Below are 16,281 nucleotides of genomic sequence, written 5' to 3' on the forward strand. Positions count from 1 at the left end.
GCGGCTTTTGCGAAAATATCAGAGCCACCCATGTCAGGGTGGCTTTTTCGCATCTGCACAGGAGTGGGGGAATCTCGGGTGATGAATAGGAGCACCGCAGCATGAGCGTATCCGGCCTGCTGGCCCAACTGCTCAACGGGCTGGCCAGCGCATCGGCGCTGTTCCTGGTCTCGGTGGGGCTGTCGCTAATCTTCGGCGTCACGCGCACCATCAATTTCGCCCATGGTTCGTTCTACATGCTGGGCGCCTTCATCGCCTACAGCAGCGTGGACCTGCTCTCGCCCCATATCGGCTTCTGGCCCGCGCTGCTGCTCGCGCCCCTGGCCTGCGGCGTACTCGGCGCGCTGGCCGAAACCCTGCTGCTGCGCCGCATCTACCAGGCGCCCGAACTCTTCCAACTGCTCACCACCTTCGCCCTGGTGCTGGTCATCAAGGACGCGGCGCTGTGGCTGTGGGGGCCCGAAGAGCTGTTCGGCCCGCGCGCCGCGGGGCTGGAAGGTTCGGTGGAGATCCTGGGCCGCCAGTTCCCCAGCTACGATCTGTTTTTGATAGCTGTAGGCCCATGCGTGCTGCTGGCCCTGACGCTGCTGCTGGGCAAGACCCGCTTCGGCACCCTGGTGCGCGCCGCCACCCAGGACCGCGAGATGGTGGGCGCTTTAGGCGTGAACCAGGCCTGGCTGTTCACGGCCGTGTTTGCCCTGGGCACGCTGCTCGCGGGCCTGGGTGGCGCGCTGCAGCTGCCGCGCGAACCCGCGAGCCTGGAGACGGACATGCTGACCATAGGCGCGGCCTTTGTGGTGGTGGTGGTCGGCGGCATGGGCAGCATTCCCGGCGCCTTCATCGCCGCGCTGCTGGTGGCCGAGCTCAAGGCCGTCTGCATCTGGCTCGGCGTGCAGCAGATTGGCGGCCTGGATATCTCGTTTTCCAAGCTCACCCTGGTCGTGGAATTCCTGGTCATGGCCGTGGTCCTGGTCTGGCGCCCCTGGGGCCTGCTGGGCAAGCCCCAGGCGCCGGCGCGCAGCGGCGGCACGCCCGAGCAGCCGCTGCGCGCCGCCGGCCGCGCGGCCTCGGCCGCATGGCTGGCGCTGCTGGCCGCGCTGCTGCTGCTGCCCGTGATCGGCGATGCGGGCAGCTATGCCACCGTGCTGCTGACCGATATCTTCATCGCCGCGCTGTTTGCGGCCAGCCTGCATTTCATACTCGGCCCCGGCGGCATGCACTCCTTCGGTCACGCGGCCTACTTCGGCCTGGGCGCCTATGGCGCGGCCCTGCTGGTACGCGCTCTCGATCTGCCCATGGAGGCCGCGCTGCTGCTGGGCCCGCTGGCCGCTGCCGCGGGCGCCCTGCTCTATGGCTGGTTCTGCGTGCGCCTGTCGGGCGTGTACCTAACCATGCTGACGCTGGCCCTGGCCCAGATCAGCTGGGCCATAGTCTTCCAGTGGAACGACTTCACGGGCGGCAGCAACGGCGTGACCGGCGTCTGGCCGCCGCAATGGGCCTCGCAGGGCGCGGCCTTCTACTGGCTAGCGCTGGCCATCTGCGCGCTGGGCATCTATCTGCTGCGCCGCCTGCTGTTTTCGCCGCTGGGCTATGCGCTGCGCGCCGCGCGCGATTCGGCGCTGCGCGCCGATGCCATAGGCATAGACGTGCGCCGCGTGCAGTGGACGGCGTTTGTGATCGCCGGCCTGTTCGCGGGCCTCGCGGGAGCGCTGTTTGCCTTCAGCAAGGGCGGCGTGGCGCCCGATTCCATGTCCGTCACCAAATCCGTCGATGCGCTGGTCATGGTGCTGCTGGGCGGCGTCCAGACCCTGGCCGGCCCCGTGGTGGGCGCGGCGGCGTTCACCTGGCTGCACGACACCGTGGCGCGCAACACCGAATACTGGCGCGCGCTGCTGGGTGCGACCATGCTGGTGCTGGTGCTGCTGGCGCCCCAGGGCATTGCCGGCTATGCACAGCGGCTGCGGCAGAAATTTGCGCCGCTGAAGCGGCAGGGAGAGCCCGCATGAGCCTGCTGCGGATCGAGGGCATCAGCAAGGCCTTTGGCGGCGTGCAGGCCGTGCAGAACATCTCTTTCGGCCTTGAAGCTGGCGAGCTGCTGGCGCTGATAGGCCCCAACGGTGCCGGCAAGAGCACCACCTTCAATATGGTCGGCGGCCAACTGGCACCCGACAGCGGCCAGGTGCTGCTCAACGGCCAATCCATCACCGGCCTGCCACCGCGCACCATCTGGAGCCTGGGCGTGGGACGCACCTTCCAGATTGCCCAGACCTTTGCCTCGCTCAGCGTGGTGGAAAACGTGCAGATGGCCCTGCTGTCGGCAGACCGCAAGATCTTCAGCTGGTGGCCGCGCGCCGCCAGCCACCGGCCTGACGACGCCCTGGCCCTGCTGGAACAGGTGGGCATGGCAGACCAGGCCGATCGCCCCTGCAGCGCTCTGGCCTATGGCGATGTGAAGCGTGTGGAGCTGGCCATGGCGCTGGCCCACGATCCGCAACTGCTGCTGATGGACGAACCCACGGCCGGCATGGCCCCGGGCGAGCGCGTCACGCTGATGCAGCTGACGCGCCAGATTGCGCAACAGCGCCGCATGGGCGTGCTGTTTACCGAGCACAGCATGGACGTGGTCTTCGGTCAGGCCGACCGCGTGGCCGTGCTGGTGCGCGGCCAGTTGCTGGCCGAAGGTACGCCGCAGGCCATTCGCGACGATGCGCGCGTGCAGCAGGCGTACCTGGGCACGGGCCTTGTTCTGGAAAAACCATGAAACACCCCCTGAGGCGCAAAGCACCTTCCCCCTCTCTGGTGCTGCGCACCGGAGGGGGACGACACCCCCGCTGCGAGGCGGCTCTTGCTCGGTGTCACTCGTCAAAGCCACGCCCGTTTCACCCGCAGCGAACGACACTCGCCATCTCGGATTCTTGCCATGCAAAAACATAGCAGCCAGCGCTTGATGGATAAGGGCCAGAATCAAAAGTTGCTTGAAGTCCAGAACCTCAACGCCTGGTATGGCGCGGCCCATATCCTGCATGAGGTATCGCTGACCGTGGGGCGCGGCGAGGTCGTGGCACTGATGGGACGCAATGGCGCGGGCAAGTCCACCACGCTCAAAAGCATCGCCGCCCTGGTGCCGCGCCGCGAGGGCAATATCCGCTTCATGGGCGAGGCGATAGAGAAAAAGGCCTCGCACCAGATCGCCCAGCGCGGCCTGGGCTATGTGCCCGAGGACCGCCGCATCTTTACCGAACTGACGGTGCTGGAAAACCTCGAGGTCGGCAAGCAAAAGCCTCGCCAGTGGCCCGATGGCTCCGCCATGCCGCACTGGACGCCCGAGAGGCTGTTCAAGCTGTTCCCCAATCTCGGCGAGATGCCCGCTCGCCTGGGCGGGCGCATGAGCGGCGGCGAGCAGCAGATGCTGAGCGTGGCACGCACGCTGATGGGCCAGCCCTGCCTGGTGCTGCTCGACGAGCCTTCGGAGGGCGTGGCGCCGCTGATCGTGGAGCAGATGGCGCGCACGATTCTCGAGCTCAAGGCCCAGGGCATAGGCATTCTGCTCAGCGAGCAGAACCTGCCGTTTGCCGGACTCGTGGCCGACCGCGCCTATGTGCTCGAAAAAGGCCAGATCGTGCACCACAGCCCCATGGCCGAACTGGCCGGCGATGCGAAGCTGCGCCGGCAATATCTGGGTATTTAAAAAATGAAGGAAGAACGCTAATTTCAGCCTTCACCGTTCTGGTCTTGCAACGGGAAACCGCGCAGAAAATTTACAAAGACCGGTACGCCGAACTAGGGGCCGAATAAGCAGACTCACTCCACCACCACGGGGCTGAATTCCGGCGGCGCGCCGAAGTAGGCGCGCGGCGACGGCGGCTGGGCGCCATCGATGTCCAACACGCCATACCGGCCGGCCAGCTCGGCGGTGTAGAACACGCGGCCCGAGCGCTGCTCCAGGCAGTCGGGGTCGCCATGCAGCGCCAGCACCACGCGGCCTATGAACTGCGGGGTTTCGGCGCTGTCGAAGCTGTCGCCGTATTTGTCGGGCTCGGCCGCGCAGACGCGTTCGGAGCGCTCGGTCCTGACCAGGCCCGGCCACAGCGAGACCACGCTCACGCCCGCGGGCCGGAAGTCATGGGCCATGTCGAAGCTCATCTTGTCGCCGCCGGCCTTGCCCGCGCCATAGGCCGGGCCGTGCATATAGCAGCGGCTGCCCGCCGACGAGATATTGACCACCAGGCCGCGCGCCGCAATCAGCAGTTCGGCCCCCTGGTGGCAGGCCACATAGGTGGAGCGCAGGCCCACGTCCAGCAGGGAGGTCATGGCCAGCGGCTTCTGCCAGAACGGACCGGCCATGGTCAGCGGATCGGGAATCGCGATCGCGCAGTTGACCAGAATGTCCAAGCGTCCATGTTCGCGGCGCACGCACTCGAACAGGGCCGCCACCTGGGCGTCGTCGCCATGGTCGCAGGCCACGGCGATGCCCGTGCCGCCCGCGGCCGTCACCTCGTCCGCCGTCCGGCCCACGGTGCCGGGCAGGGGCGAATCGCCCTCTGTCAGGCTGCGCCCCGTCACATAGACGGTCGCGCCCGCCGCGCCCAGCGCCAGTGCCACACCCCGGCCCACGCCGCGGCTGGCCCCCGTCACCACGCATACCAAAGCCTTACTCATCCCTCGCCCCCTTTTGTCGCTCCAGCCTGCAATGTGGCGCCGGAGCGCGGGCCGGGCAACGTCTGTCAGGACTATCGGGTTTGCGAGGAGTTCAGGCGAACGCCGTGGCCGCCAGATGCGGGCGCCCGGCCATGCTCTCCAACCATCGGCACAGCCGCGGGCATTGCCGTGCGTTCAGGGTGCCGGGCAGGCGGAAGTTCACATACTCGGCCGCCACGGCCACCACCAGCTGGTCCAGCGTCGCATGTTCGCGCGCCGCCGCGGGCGGGGACTGTTCCAGGCATTGCAGGTCGCGCCCGATGGCGGCCAGGCGGCGCTGGCCCAGCAGCGTGGCATCGGCCCCTGCATCGTGCTTGCGCGCGATCATGGTGCCGAAGGCCGCCTCCATCAGTCCATAGCCCACGCTGGCCATGGCCAGCGTGGCGGCCATGGTGGCCGCGGGCACCAGGGGCGCGCCCCCGCCCCGGGCATCCAGATACTGCGCGATCAGCAGCGACTCGGCGATCGCGTGGCCGTCGTCGGTGAGCAGCACCGGTATCCGGCCCTGGGGATGGACGGCCAGCAGCGCCGAGTCATTGGCCCAGGGATCGCACCAGACCAGCTCGGGGTTCAGCCCTTTCTCCAGGGCCAGCACACGCGCCACGCGTGCAAACGGGGAAGTGGCGTTCAGGAACAGACGCATAGACTCAACCTTATTTGAAACAGTAGCTGCCGGCGCTCAGCCATGCAGGGCCAGCACCGGTTTCGATCTGGAAAAAACCACCAGCAAGGTGCCGAGCACCAGCGCCGCGCAGCCGAGCACGAACAACTGGCGGTAGCTGCCGGTGCTGGCATAGATGAAGGCCATCAGATAGCCCGAACTGGCCTGCAGCAGCGCGAACGCCGCCGTGGCATAGCCCCACATCTTCTTGTGCTGGCCCGCGCCTATGAGCTGCATCAGATAGCCCGAGGTGATGGCCGCCATGCCCGGCGACAGCGCCCCCACCAGAAAGCCCGACAGCGCATGGCCCGCAAACCCGGCCCAGACCAGCGGCAGGCCTATGGCCAGGGCCTTGATGGCGTAGGCGCCGGCCGTGGTGCCCCACCAGCCCCAGCGCGTGGCGCAGTAGGCCGCACACAGCGGCCCCGCAATCGCGCCGAGGCCGAAAAACGCCCATTGCGTGGACGCATAGGCCGCGCCCAGCTGCAGCTCGCGGTCCAGATAGTCGACCCAGAACACGGTATGGGGCACAAAGCCGAAGGCGTCGCAGGTATAGGCGAGCAGGACCAGCACCACGGCCAGGCTCCACAGCGGAGCGGCGGGCACGGCCGCCGCTACGGCGGGCGCGGCGGCCACGGGAGCATGCAGCTGGATCTGGCGCGCGGCGCGGCGGCCGCTCCACAGCGCCAGCACGCACAGCGCGGTCAGCGCCCACCACACGGCGCTCAGGCTGCTGCGCGCAAACATGGGCACCAGGGTCGCGGCCAGCAGCGCGCCCACGCCTATGCCGCAGAACATCAGCGGCCCCAGCGTGGCGCGGCGCGACGGCTCTGCGGCCGCCATCGCCACCGACGGGCCCAGCACCATGAGCGCCGCACCGGCAATGCCCGAGATCAGCCTCCAGACGAAGAACACGGCCATGGGCAGGGGCAGGCTGCAGCCCGCAAAGCTCAGCGCCACGGCCACCCAGCAGATCACCAGCACGCGCAGCGCTCCCATGCGCTCGGCCCAGGGGGCAGCGGCCAGCGCGCCGATCAGATAGCCGAGCAGATTGGCCGCGCCCAGATAGGCGACCTGTTCGCCGCTGAACCAGCCCGCATGCACCATCTGCGGCATCAGCGCCGTATAGGCAAAGCGGGCCAGGCCCACGCCGCTGAGCGTGGCCATGAAGCCGGTCAACAGAAGAGGAAGTTCTTGGCGCTGGATCACAGGTCGGTTTCCGTGGAAATTTGCATCAAGCCTAAACGCAGTGGCTCAATCATGTCCAATGATTCAAAATGATGGCCTGAATCTTTTTTTGAGATATTGGAGTGCGGCATGCAACTCAAATCCCTGCGCATGTTCGAAGCCGTTTGCGACGGCGGCAGCTTTGGCGTGGCGGCCCAGCGGCTGCATACCGTGCAGTCCAACGTCACGGCCCATATCAAGAAGCTCGAAGACGAAGTAGGTGCGCAATTGCTGATGCGCGCCAGCCCCGTTTTCCCCACGCCGGCGGGCCGCACCCTGCTGCAGTACGCGAGGCAGATGCTGCAGTCCCACGATCAGGCTCTGGCCCTGTTGCAGTCGCGCCAGCTCGCGCCGGGCCAGGCCAGGGGCACGCTGCGCATAGGCTCCATGGAGACCACGGCCGCCCTGCGCCTGCCGCCCCTGCTGGCCCGGTTGCGCCGGCAGCATCCCGACATCGATCTGGAGCTGGATGCCAGCCCCACCGCAGCCTTGCTGACCGAGCTGACGGCCGGACGCATAGACTGCGCCTTCGTCAACGGCGCGGCGCCGCAGAGCGATCTGCATTCCTGGCCCGTGTTCCGCGAAGAGCTGGTACTGGTCAGCGGCCAGCCGCTGCTGCGCTTCCCCACGGCCGACGAGTTCTGCGCCTCGGTGTTCCTGGCCTTCCGCCAGGGCTGCAGCTACCGCCAGCGCATCGAGCTGCTGATGGCCTCCATGGGCATCAGCGCCGTGCGCATCATGGAGCTGGGCATGCTGGACACCATTCTGGGCTGCGTGGCCGCGGGCATGGGCTATGCGCTGCTGTCGCGCTCCCTGGTCGAGGTCCAGCAGCAGCGCTTTGGCGTGCACTGGATGAGCCTGCCCGGCAAGACCGGCCAGGAGCTGGCCTGGGTGGACACCTGCTTTGTGACCGGCGCGCCGCAGGGCTGGTCGCCGGTGCTGCATGCGTTTGCGCAGCTGCTGGGCGTGGACCCGCAGGCGCGGCAGGCCCAGCCCGTGCCGCTGGCCATGGCCGCCTGAAGCTAGGCCTGCATCAGCGCCCGCCGGTATTGCAGGGCCTCGGCCACATGGACCAGGGCGATGCTGTCGCAGCCCGCCAGGTCGGCGATGGTGCGCGCCACCTTCAGCGCCCGGTGCGTGCCGCGCGCCGACCAGCCCAGGCGCGCGGCGGCCTTGTGCGCAAACACCAGGGCCTCGGGCAGCAGCCGCAAATGCGCGTCCAGCTGCGCGCCCTGCAGCAGATGGTTGGCCACGCCCTGGCGCTGCAAGGCCATGGCGCGCGCCGCGCTCACGCGCTCGCGCACCTCGGCGCTGCTCTCGCCCGCGGGCGCCGCCAGCAGCTCCTCGGGCGGCAGGGCCGCGACCTCCACATGCAGATCGATGCGGTCTAGCAGCGGCCCGCTGATGCGGGCCTGGTAGCGCGCCACCTGGTCGGGCGTGCAGCGGCAGACGCGCTGGCGCGAGCCCCAATAGCCGCAGGGACAGGGATTCATGGCCGCGAGCAGCTGAAAGCGCGCCGGAAACTCCGCGCGCTGCGCGGCCCGCACGATGGTGATGCGTCCCGTCTCCAACGGCTCGCGCAAGGCCTCGAGCGCGCTGCGCGCAAACTCGGGCAGCTCATCGAGAAACAGCGAACCGCCATGGGCATGGGAGATCTCTCCGGGCCGGGGCGGCGAGCCGCCACCCACCAGCGCCACCGAACTCGCCGTGTGATGCGGCGCCGCAAACGGGCGCCGGCGCCAGTGCTCGGGCGCAAAGCGGCCGCCGAGGCTGGCGATGGCCGCGGCCTCCAGCGCCTCCTCGTCGCTCATGGGCGGCAGCAGACCCGCAAAGCGCTGGGCCAGCATGGACTTGCCCGAGCCCGGCGGGCCGACCATCAGCACGCCATGCGCGCCCGCGGCCGCAATTTCCAGCGCCCGCTTGGCCTGCATCTGCCCACGCACCTCGCGCAGGTCCAAGGCCTGCGGCGCGGCCGCGGCCGAGGCCGGCTCCACGCGCTGCCAGCCGGCTGCATCATCCGGCTCGGCGTCCTGCTCTGCGCCCGCTGCGGGCTGGGCTTCATGGGCGATGAACTGCTGGACGACATCCAGCAGATGCCGGGCGCCGAAGACCTCGATCGCCGGCACGAAGGCCGCTTCCTGCGCGCTCTCGGACGGTAGCACCAGGCGCGCCCTCTGCTGCTGGCGTTGCAGAGCCAGCGCCGTGGCCAGGGCCCCGCGCACCGGGCGCAGGGCACCCGTCAGGGACAGCTCGCCCGCAAACTCGTAGTCGGCCAGGCGCGCGGCCTCGATCTGGGCGCTGGCCGCGAGAATCCCGAGCGCGATCGGCAGGTCGAAGCGGCCCGAGTCCTTGGGCAGGTCCGCGGGCGCCAGATTCACGGTGATGCGCTTGTTGTTCGGGAACTCCAGCCCCGCGTTCACGATGGCTGCGCGCACGCGCTCGCGCGCCTCCTTGACCTCCACATCGGCCAGGCCGACCAGGGTGAAGGAAGGCAGGCCGTTGGCCAGGTGCACCTCCACCGTGACGGCGGGCGCGTCCAGCCCCAGCAGGGCACGACTCTGAACCAAGGCAAGTCCCATAAGCCCCTCCGCATTGAACCCATAGGTTATGCGCGAGCCCCGCTTCCGGGCAAGAGGGGCGGAACTCAGGCCGCCGGCCGCGACGAGCTGCGGCCGCGGCGGCGCTCGGCCTTGGGAAAATCGCCCTGCTGCTGCATGGCCGCGGCCCGCACCCGTATGCGCGCGAACAGCTGCGACAGCAGCTGCAGCTCCGCATCGCCGATGTCGGCCAGCAGCTCCTGGTTGATCCGCTGTATCTGCGGGAACAAGGCCGCATGCAGGGCCTGACCGGCCTCGCTCAGCCGCAGCAGCGCCTGGCGCCCGTCCCCGGCAATGCCCTGCTTTTGTACCAGGCCCTTGGCAATCAGGGTGGAGACGGTGCGCGAGGTGCGCGTGCGATCCAGCTGCGCGAGCTCGGCCAGCTGCGAAGGCTGCATGGCTCCCTTGTCGGCCAGCAGGCCCAGCATCCGCCATTCGCGCCGGGTGATGCCGAACCCGCCCTCGCACAGGCGCACCACCATGCCACCCGTCGCGCTCATCAGACGGGCCAGGTGGTAGAGGAACAGGTCGTCCAGCTCGGACGGCTGCCGCCACGGATGGCTGCGGTCCTTGGGCATGCTCACTATGGGTTTTCTCTAGGGATGATGGATTAGATCCATTATCGAGGCAGTACTTACAGTGACTCCGAGAACAACCACCGGAGACACCATGCCTTGCTTTCGTATCGCCCGCCGAGCCCTGGGCATGCTGGGGGCCGCGGCCCTGCTGGCGGCTCAGCTGGGGAGCGCCGCCCAGGCCGCCGACGCCTGGCCGAGCAAACCCATACGCATCATCGTTCCCAACCCGCCGGCCGGCCCTTCCGACATCGCCATCCGGCCGCTGGCGGCGGCCGTGCAGAAGGCCCTGGGTCAGCCGGTGATCGTGGAAAACCGGGCCGGGGCCAACGGCAATATCGGCGCCGCCGAAGTCGCGCGCGCGCCGGCCGACGGCTACACCTGGTTCTGGGCCATGGACCCGGTGCTCACGGTCAACAAGCATATCTACAAAAGCCTCGGCTACTCCAGCGACGCCATCGTGGTGCTCAATGCGGCGGCCCGCTTCTCGCAGACCCTGATCTGCAACCCCGCTCTCGGCTTCAAATCCGTCAAGGACATGGTGGACGCGGCCCGCACGCGCGAACTCAGCTACGCCACGGGCGGCGCCGGCTCTCCCGGCCATCTGGTGATGGAGTCGCTGCTGTCGGCCACCGGCGCGAAGATGGTCCACATTCCCTACAAGGGCCCGGCGCCCGCCATGCAGGACCTCATGGGCGGCCAGGTCGACTGCGGCTTTCTGGCCGCACCCACGGTGCTGCCGCAGATCCACAGCGGCCGCGTGACGGCGCTGGCCACCTCGGGCAAGACCCGCTCGACGCTGCTGCCCCAGCTGCCCACGATTGCCGAGTCCGGCTATCCGGAGTTCGACGGCACGTTCTGGCTGTTCCTCGCGGCTCCCAAGGGGGTGGCGCCCGAGATCCAGCAGCGCTTTCTGCAAGCCATGGAGCAGGCCATACGCTCGCCCCAGCAGCAGGAGAAGGTGAAGTCCGTGGACATAGAGATGGTGGGCAGCTCACCCGAGCAGGCGCAGCAGAAGGCCAGGGAGCTGTCCGAGAAATGGGGCGACCTGGCGCGCAAGATCAAGCTCAAGGCCGAATAGGCGGGGTCGCGCATCGCCCTACACTGCACCGGCTATCCAGCTGCGGCGCGAAGCCCTCGCCCGCCGCAACCAGAACACAGGGCCGGTGCCGGGATGCAGCGCCGGTCAGGGAGACACAATGCATAAAAGAACCTTGGGCAAGCTGCTCATCGCCGCCGGACTCGCGGGCGGCCTGGGCCCAGCCCTGGCGCAGAGCCAGAGCGCCGCGCCGCTGTTTCCGGGCAAGACGCCCTTGCGCCTCGTGGTCGGCTACCCGCCGGGCGGGGCCACGGACCGCGTGGCGCGCATCGTCGCCGACAAGCTGCAAAGCCGCATCGGCAGCCCCGTCATCGTGGAGAACAAGCCCGGCGCTGGCGGCCGCCTTTCGGCCCAGTTCGTGAAGAACAGCAGCGCGGCCCAGCCCGCGCTGCTGCTGGCCAACCCCGCCGTGATGGTGGTGGCGCCGCTGGTGTTTGCGGACTCGGGCTACGACCCCGAGAAGGACTTCAGGCCCGTCAGCGAGGTCAACCGCTACGAGTTCGGCCTGGCCGTCTCCACCGCCGTGCCGGTCAAGCAGCTGTCCCATCTGTTTGCCTGGCTCAAGGCCAATCCCGAGCACGCCAATTTCGGCGTGCCCGCCACGGGCAGCCTGCCGCATTTCTTCGCGCTGATGCTGGGCGAGACGGCCAGGGTTCCGGTCGAGGTCGTGGGCTACAAGGGTTCGGGCCCGCTGCTCAGCGATCTGCTGGGCGGCCAGGTCCCCATCGCCGTCGACACCTTCGACACCCAGATCGCCCAGCACGAAGCCGGCAAGCTGCGAGTGCTGGCCGTCTCGGGCGAGAAGCGCAGCCCCATGGCGCCCGACATTCCCACGCTCAAGGAACTGGGCCTGAACCTGGTCGGCACCGGCTGGAACACCTTGTTCGCGCCGGCCAGCATGGCGCCGGCCACGGTGCAGCGCCTGGCCGAGCTGGTGCAGGAGGTGATGAAGGACCCGGACACACAGCAGAAGTTTGCGGCCTCCAAGCTGGAGCCCGTGGTCAGCAGCGCCGCCGAGACCGACAGCAGGCTCAAGGCCTACCGCGCGCAATGGGCACCCGTGGTCAAGCGCTCGGGCTTCAAGCCTTGAAGGCCCATGAATTGAGGAGCTGCCAGCGCAGGTGCTGTGAGCATTTCAAGTCTTTAATGACTTGTAATTCATAGCCATCAGGCGCAAGCCGCTTCTGTTTTTGAAACCCACCGCATGTCGCGCCGGTTCGCCGGAACGGCCTGCAACTTTCTCTTCACCATGGCTGATCCCCGTCCCAATCTGATCTTCATCCTGGCCGATGACCTAGGCTATGCCGACCTGGGCTGCACCGGCGCGCGCGACGCGCACAACAACGCCTGCGATGTCTCGCCACGGCTCGATGCCATGGCGGCCCAGGGCCTGCGCTTCACGCGCGGCTACTCGAATTCGGCCGTGTGCTCGCCCACGCGCTTTGCGCTGGCCACGGGCCGCTGGCAATACCGGCTGCGCGGCGCGGCCGAAGAGCCCATCGCCAGCGCCCATGGCGACAAGGTGCTGGGCCTGCCGCCCGGTCACCCCACGGTGGCCTCGCTGCTGCGCGATGCCGGCTATGCCACGGCCCTGGTCGGCAAATGGCATCTGGGCTACCCGCCGCACTTCGGCCCGCGCCGGTCCGGCTACGAGGAGTTCTACGGCTTTCATGCGGGCGGCGCCGACTACTTCGCGCACTGCGATCCGCGCGGCCGCCCCGACTTCTGGCTCAACGAAGAGCCGCATGAGGAGGACGGCTATCTGACCGATCTGCTGAGCCTGCGCGCCGTGGACTTCGTCAGACGCCAGTCGGCCGACCAGCCCTTCTACCTGTCGCTGCACTACAGCGCGCCGCACTGGCCCTGGCTCACGCGCGAGGACCGCGCGGAGTCCGAGCGCCTCAAGGGCATGGGCAAGCATGTGGACGGCGGCTCCATCGCCACCTACCAGCGCATGATCCACCACATGGACGAGGGCATAGGCTGGCTGCTCGATGCGCTGGAGGAAAAAGGCATGAGCGAGAACACCCTCATCGTCTTCACCAGCGACAACGGCGGCGAGCGCTTTTCCAACAACTGGCCGTTCGTGGGCCAGAAGATGGATCTGCTCGAGGGCGGCATCCGCGTGCCGCTGCTGGCGCGCTGGCCCGCGCGCATGGCCGCGGGCGCGGTCTGCACCACGCCCAATCTGACCATGGACTGGTCGGCCAGCTTTCTCGATGCCGCCGGCGTCGAGCCCGCGGCCGACTATCCGCTGGACGGCATCAGCCTGCTGCCGCTGATGCAGGCGCCGGACTGGAGCCCCGAGCGCGATCTGGCCTGGCGCATGAAGCACCGCGAACAAAAAGCCCTGATCCGCGGCGACTGGAAATATCTGCAGGTAGAGGGCATCGAATACCTGTTCAACCTCGCGGCCGACCCGCGCGAGCGCGCCAATCTGCGCGAGCGCGAGCCGCAGAAGCTGGCCGAGCTGCGCAGCGCCTGGCAGAGCTGGGACGCGGGCCTGCCGCCGATTCCCGAGGAGGCCAAGGTCTCCCTGGTCTTCAGCCGAAACGACCTGCCCCAGGCCAGTTTCTAAGAACCGGTCAACGCGACCCGCCCACTCCCGACCCGCTGCCGACCCAGCGGGTTATTTTTTGCCCCAATTTGGTGCATATCGCTCATGCGAACCGGCGCACGGCGCAGGCCTCCAAGCGCGGCACCGTATCGGTGCATTTCCAGATCTATCCTGTAACAGGCGACGTGAGCTGCACCCGGATTTACGGCAAAAAGATAGCCGCATGCGCAATGCAGATCAGCGAATCCGCTCTTTTTTACTCCTGCAACAAAGGCTTTCCAAAACTGCAACTTGAAGCTGGCACGGTCTGTGCTTTTACCGGTTATCACAGATTTTTTACAAACCGGAGGAAATCAGAATGCCCAGTTTCGCTGCCAGCCGTTTCAAGACCTTCGCCAAGACCGCCGGCCTGGCCTGCGCCGTCGCAGCCCCCCTTTGGGCCCAGGCCCAGCTGTCGGGCAACGTCGCCGTGACCACCGACTACAAGTTCCGCGGCCAGGACCAGGATGCGAGCCGCAACAAGGCCGTCAAGCCGGCCCTGCAAGGAGGTTTTGACTACGCGTTTGGCGACAGCGGCTTCTATGTAGGCAACTGGAACTCCTCGGTGGACTGGCTGCCGGGCAACTCCATAGAAATGGATTTCTACGGCGGCTACAAGTTCAAGGCCGCCGACGTGGACTGGGATGTGGGCGCCCTGACCTATGTCTACCCCGGCAACGGCCATGGCAACACGACCGAGATCTACGGTGCGGCCACCTACGGCGCTTTCACGGCCAAGTACTCGCACACCGTGTCCGAGGACTATTTCGGCTGGGCCGGCGCCAAGGCGGGTTCGGGCCTCAAGGGCCGCAACACCGGTTATCTGCAGTTCTCCTACAGCCAGGAAGTGATGCCCAAGGTCACACTCAAGGCTGCGCTGGGCTACACGCATTTCTCCAGCGACATCCGGGACACGGGCGTGCCCAACTATATTGACTACAGCGTGGGGGGTGCTTACGACCTCGGCGACGGCTTCTCGCTGGCCGCCGCCGTGGCTGGCGCCAACAAGAAGTCCTTTTTCGGTGACGTGAACAAGACACGTCTGATTCTGACGCTGGCCAAGACTTTTTAATCCTTCAGGAGCCCAGTCATGAAAATGGTGATCGCCATCATCAAACCCTTCAAGCTCGACGAGGTGCGCGAAGCCCTGTCGCAAATCGGTGTGCAAGGCATTACCGTGACCGAGGTCAAGGGCTTCGGCCGGCAGAAGGGGCATACCGAGCTCTACCGCGGTGCCGAGTATGTGGTGGACTTCCTGCCCAAGCTCAAGATCGAGGCCGCTGTTGCCGACGATCTGGTGGACGCCGCCATCGACGCCATCGAAGGCGCGGCCCGCACCGGCAAGATCGGCGACGGCAAGATCTTCATCCAGCCGCTGGAGCAGTCCATCCGCATCCGCACCGGCGAGACCGGCGAGTCGGCCCTGTAAGCATCCTTGGACCCATTTTGAGAAAGAGTGCCATGACCAAAAAGCTCTTGAGTGCAGGCCTGGGATTGGGCCTGCTGGCCGCCAGCGCCGCGGTCTTCGCGCAAGATGGCGCTGCAGCAGCTGCTGCAGCCCCCGCCGCCGCAGCGGCCGTGGAGGCCGTGCCCACGCTGAGCGCCGGCGACACGGCCTGGATGCTGACATCCACCATGCTGGTGATCCTGATGACCATTCCCGGCCTGGCGCTGTTCTACGGCGGCCTGGTGCGCAGCAAGAACATGCTGTCGGTGCTGGCGCAGGTGTTTGTGATCTTCTCGCTGATCACCGTGCTGTGGGCCATCTACGGCTATTCGCTGGCGTTCGGCGGCGAAGGCAAGTTCTTCGGCAACTTCGACAAGCTGTTCCTCATGGGCACCACGCCCGACACGCTGTCGACCATGCTCAAGACCATCCCCGAGTATGTGTTCGTGGCCTTCCAGTCCACCTTCGCGGCCATCACCGTGGCCCTGATCGCGGGCGCTTTTGCCGAGCGCATCAAGTTCGCGGCGGTGATCGTGTTCTCCGTGCTGTGGTTCACCTTCGCCTACATCCCCATGGCGCATATGGTGTGGGGCGGCGGCCTGCTGGCGGCCGACGGCGCGCTGGACTTCGCGGGCGGCACCGTGGTGCACATCAACGCCGCCGTGGCGGGCCTGGTCGGCGCCTATATGCTGGGCAAGCGCATAGGCTTCGGCAAGGAGGCCCTGCCGCCGCACAGCCTGACACTGACCATGGTCGGCGCCTCGCTGCTGTGGGTGGGCTGGTTCGGCTTCAACGCGGGTTCGGCCGGCGCGGCCAACGGCATCGCGGGCCTGGCCTTCATCAACACCATACTGGCCACCGGTGCGGCGGCCCTGGCCTGGCTCGCGGCCGAAGCGCTGATGCGCGGCAAGGCCTCGATGCTGGGCGCAGCCTCGGGGGCCGTGGCCGGCCTGGTCTGCATCACGCCGGCCGCCGGTTTTTCCGGCCCCATGGGCTCCATCGTCATGGGCCTGATCGCCGGCCCGCTGTGCTTCTGGGGCGTGTCTGGCCTCAAGCACATGCTCAAGGTCGACGATGTGTGCGACGTGTTCGGCGTGCACGGCGTGGGCGGCATGCTGGGCGCCATCCTGACCGGCGTGTTCTGCGCCAAGGGCCTGGGCGGCATCGAGCCCGAAGGCTACAACATGGCGCACCAGGTGTGGGTGCAGCTCAAGAGCGTGGCGCTGACCATCGCCTGGTCCGGCGTGGTGTCCCTGGTGGCCTACAAGATCGCCGCTCTGACCGTGGGCCTGCGGGTTTCCGAGGAATCGGAGCGCCAGGGCCTGGACATCACCTCCCACGGCGAAGTCGCCTATACCCGCTGACTTCCCGCCTGTTCGGT

At 67.6% G+C, this 16,281-nt stretch carries 15 protein-coding genes; 10 read left to right on the plus strand and 5 right to left on the minus strand.

Annotated features, from left to right (window positions below; translation table 11 throughout):
• The first annotated feature begins 101 nt into the window (after positions 1-101).
• The 3 genes from AB6724_RS07895 (at position 102) to AB6724_RS07905 (ending at position 3,688) form a co-directional block, all read left to right on the plus strand.
• Positions 102-2,006, plus strand: coding sequence for an ABC transporter permease (locus tag AB6724_RS07895; RefSeq protein ID WP_369337965.1), 1,905 nt, complete (start codon positions 102-104; stop codon positions 2,004-2,006).
• Entirely contained in the window at positions 2,003-2,761 is a 759-nt protein-coding gene (locus AB6724_RS07900; protein WP_369337966.1) for an ABC transporter ATP-binding protein, read from the plus strand. The genes AB6724_RS07895 and AB6724_RS07900 overlap by 4 nt, the downstream gene beginning before the upstream one ends.
• Before the next feature lie 159 nt (positions 2,762-2,920).
• Positions 2,921-3,688 carry an ABC transporter ATP-binding protein gene (locus AB6724_RS07905; RefSeq protein WP_369337967.1) on the plus strand — a complete coding sequence of 256 codons (768 nt, stop codon included), beginning with the start codon at positions 2,921-2,923 and terminating at the stop codon, positions 3,686-3,688.
• 113 nt (positions 3,689-3,801) lie between these two features.
• Here AB6724_RS07905 and AB6724_RS07910 read toward each other — a convergent pair whose 3' ends face one another.
• From AB6724_RS07910 to AB6724_RS07920, 3 genes are all read right to left on the minus strand, one after another.
• Positions 3,802-4,659 (minus strand): SDR family NAD(P)-dependent oxidoreductase, encoded by an 858-nt coding sequence (locus tag AB6724_RS07910; RefSeq protein WP_369337968.1) that lies wholly within the window; start codon positions 4,657-4,659, stop codon positions 3,802-3,804.
• 91 nt (positions 4,660-4,750) lie between these two features.
• Entirely contained in the window at positions 4,751-5,341 is a 591-nt protein-coding gene (locus tag AB6724_RS07915; RefSeq protein ID WP_369337969.1) for a glutathione S-transferase family protein, read from the minus strand.
• Between the two features lie 36 nt (positions 5,342-5,377).
• Positions 5,378-6,568: a YbfB/YjiJ family MFS transporter gene (locus tag AB6724_RS07920; protein WP_369337970.1), complete on the minus strand. Its 1,191-nt coding sequence runs from the start codon at positions 6,566-6,568 to the stop codon at positions 5,378-5,380.
• A gap of 108 nt (positions 6,569-6,676) precedes the next feature.
• On the opposite strand from AB6724_RS07920, the gene AB6724_RS07925 reads away from it, so the two are divergent.
• The gene (locus AB6724_RS07925; RefSeq protein ID WP_369337971.1) at positions 6,677-7,606 is read left to right on the plus strand and encodes a LysR substrate-binding domain-containing protein; all 930 of its coding nucleotides are present in this window, start codon (positions 6,677-6,679) and stop codon (positions 7,604-7,606) included.
• Between the two features lie 2 nt (positions 7,607-7,608).
• On the opposite strand, the gene AB6724_RS07930 is transcribed toward AB6724_RS07925, so the two are convergent.
• Positions 7,609-9,165, minus strand: coding sequence for a YifB family Mg chelatase-like AAA ATPase (locus AB6724_RS07930; protein ID WP_369337972.1), 1,557 nt, complete (start codon positions 9,163-9,165; stop codon positions 7,609-7,611).
• Between the two features lie 65 nt (positions 9,166-9,230).
• Complete coding sequence (locus AB6724_RS07935; RefSeq protein ID WP_369337973.1) at positions 9,231-9,761, minus strand: MarR family winged helix-turn-helix transcriptional regulator; 531 nt, start codon at positions 9,759-9,761, stop codon at positions 9,231-9,233.
• A 91-nt stretch (positions 9,762-9,852) separates the two neighbouring features.
• Here AB6724_RS07935 and AB6724_RS07940 point away from each other — a divergent pair, with 91 nt between their 5' ends.
• The 6 genes from AB6724_RS07940 (at position 9,853) to AB6724_RS07965 (ending at position 16,264) form a co-directional block, all read left to right on the plus strand.
• Complete coding sequence (locus AB6724_RS07940; RefSeq protein WP_369337974.1) at positions 9,853-10,839, plus strand: tripartite tricarboxylate transporter substrate binding protein; 987 nt, start codon at positions 9,853-9,855, stop codon at positions 10,837-10,839.
• A 118-nt stretch (positions 10,840-10,957) separates the two neighbouring features.
• Positions 10,958-11,947, plus strand: a complete 990-nt coding sequence (locus AB6724_RS07945) for a Bug family tripartite tricarboxylate transporter substrate binding protein (protein ID WP_369337975.1) — start codon at positions 10,958-10,960, stop codon at positions 11,945-11,947.
• A gap of 159 nt (positions 11,948-12,106) precedes the next feature.
• A complete protein-coding gene (locus tag AB6724_RS07950; protein WP_369337976.1) occupies positions 12,107-13,435 on the plus strand; it encodes a sulfatase family protein in 1,329 nt (442 codons plus the stop codon).
• 337 nt (positions 13,436-13,772) lie between these two features.
• Positions 13,773-14,525 carry a TorF family putative porin gene (locus tag AB6724_RS07955; protein WP_369337977.1) on the plus strand — a complete coding sequence of 251 codons (753 nt, stop codon included), beginning with the start codon at positions 13,773-13,775 and terminating at the stop codon, positions 14,523-14,525.
• Positions 14,526-14,543: 18 nt separating this feature from the next.
• Positions 14,544-14,882: a P-II family nitrogen regulator gene (locus AB6724_RS07960; protein WP_369337978.1), complete on the plus strand. Its 339-nt coding sequence runs from the start codon at positions 14,544-14,546 to the stop codon at positions 14,880-14,882.
• A gap of 32 nt (positions 14,883-14,914) precedes the next feature.
• Positions 14,915-16,264 (plus strand): ammonium transporter, encoded by a 1,350-nt coding sequence (locus tag AB6724_RS07965; RefSeq protein WP_369337979.1) that lies wholly within the window; start codon positions 14,915-14,917, stop codon positions 16,262-16,264.
• The last annotated feature ends 17 nt before the right edge of the window (positions 16,265-16,281 follow it).

The sequence above is a fragment of the Comamonas guangdongensis genome (genome assembly GCF_041079535.1).
Taxonomy (GTDB): Bacteria; Pseudomonadota; Gammaproteobacteria; order Burkholderiales; family Burkholderiaceae_C; genus Comamonas; species Comamonas guangdongensis.

Bases quoted from the DNA above. Each gene is read 5' to 3' on its own strand.
- AB6724_RS07895 (WP_369337965.1), top strand. From the start codon at position 102: ATGAGCGTATCCGGCCTGCTGGCCCAACTGCTCAACGGGCTGGCCAGC.
- AB6724_RS07900 (WP_369337966.1), top strand. From the start codon at position 2,003: ATGAGCCTGCTGCGGATCGAGGGCATCAGCAAGGCCTTTGGCGGCGTG.
- AB6724_RS07905 (WP_369337967.1), top strand. From the start codon at position 2,921: ATGCAAAAACATAGCAGCCAGCGCTTGATGGATAAGGGCCAGAATCAA.
- AB6724_RS07910 (WP_369337968.1), bottom strand. From the start codon at position 4,659: ATGAGTAAGGCTTTGGTATGCGTGGTGACGGGGGCCAGCCGCGGCGTG.
- AB6724_RS07915 (WP_369337969.1), bottom strand. From the start codon at position 5,341: ATGCGTCTGTTCCTGAACGCCACTTCCCCGTTTGCACGCGTGGCGCGT.
- AB6724_RS07925 (WP_369337971.1), top strand. From the start codon at position 6,677: ATGCAACTCAAATCCCTGCGCATGTTCGAAGCCGTTTGCGACGGCGGC.
- AB6724_RS07930 (WP_369337972.1), bottom strand. From the start codon at position 9,165: ATGGGACTTGCCTTGGTTCAGAGTCGTGCCCTGCTGGGGCTGGACGCG.
- AB6724_RS07935 (WP_369337973.1), bottom strand. From the start codon at position 9,761: ATGCCCAAGGACCGCAGCCATCCGTGGCGGCAGCCGTCCGAGCTGGAC.
- AB6724_RS07940 (WP_369337974.1), top strand. From the start codon at position 9,853: ATGCCTTGCTTTCGTATCGCCCGCCGAGCCCTGGGCATGCTGGGGGCC.
- AB6724_RS07945 (WP_369337975.1), top strand. From the start codon at position 10,958: ATGCATAAAAGAACCTTGGGCAAGCTGCTCATCGCCGCCGGACTCGCG.
- AB6724_RS07950 (WP_369337976.1), top strand. From the start codon at position 12,107: ATGGCTGATCCCCGTCCCAATCTGATCTTCATCCTGGCCGATGACCTA.
- AB6724_RS07955 (WP_369337977.1), top strand. From the start codon at position 13,773: ATGCCCAGTTTCGCTGCCAGCCGTTTCAAGACCTTCGCCAAGACCGCC.
- AB6724_RS07960 (WP_369337978.1), top strand. From the start codon at position 14,544: ATGAAAATGGTGATCGCCATCATCAAACCCTTCAAGCTCGACGAGGTG.
- AB6724_RS07965 (WP_369337979.1), top strand. From the start codon at position 14,915: ATGACCAAAAAGCTCTTGAGTGCAGGCCTGGGATTGGGCCTGCTGGCC.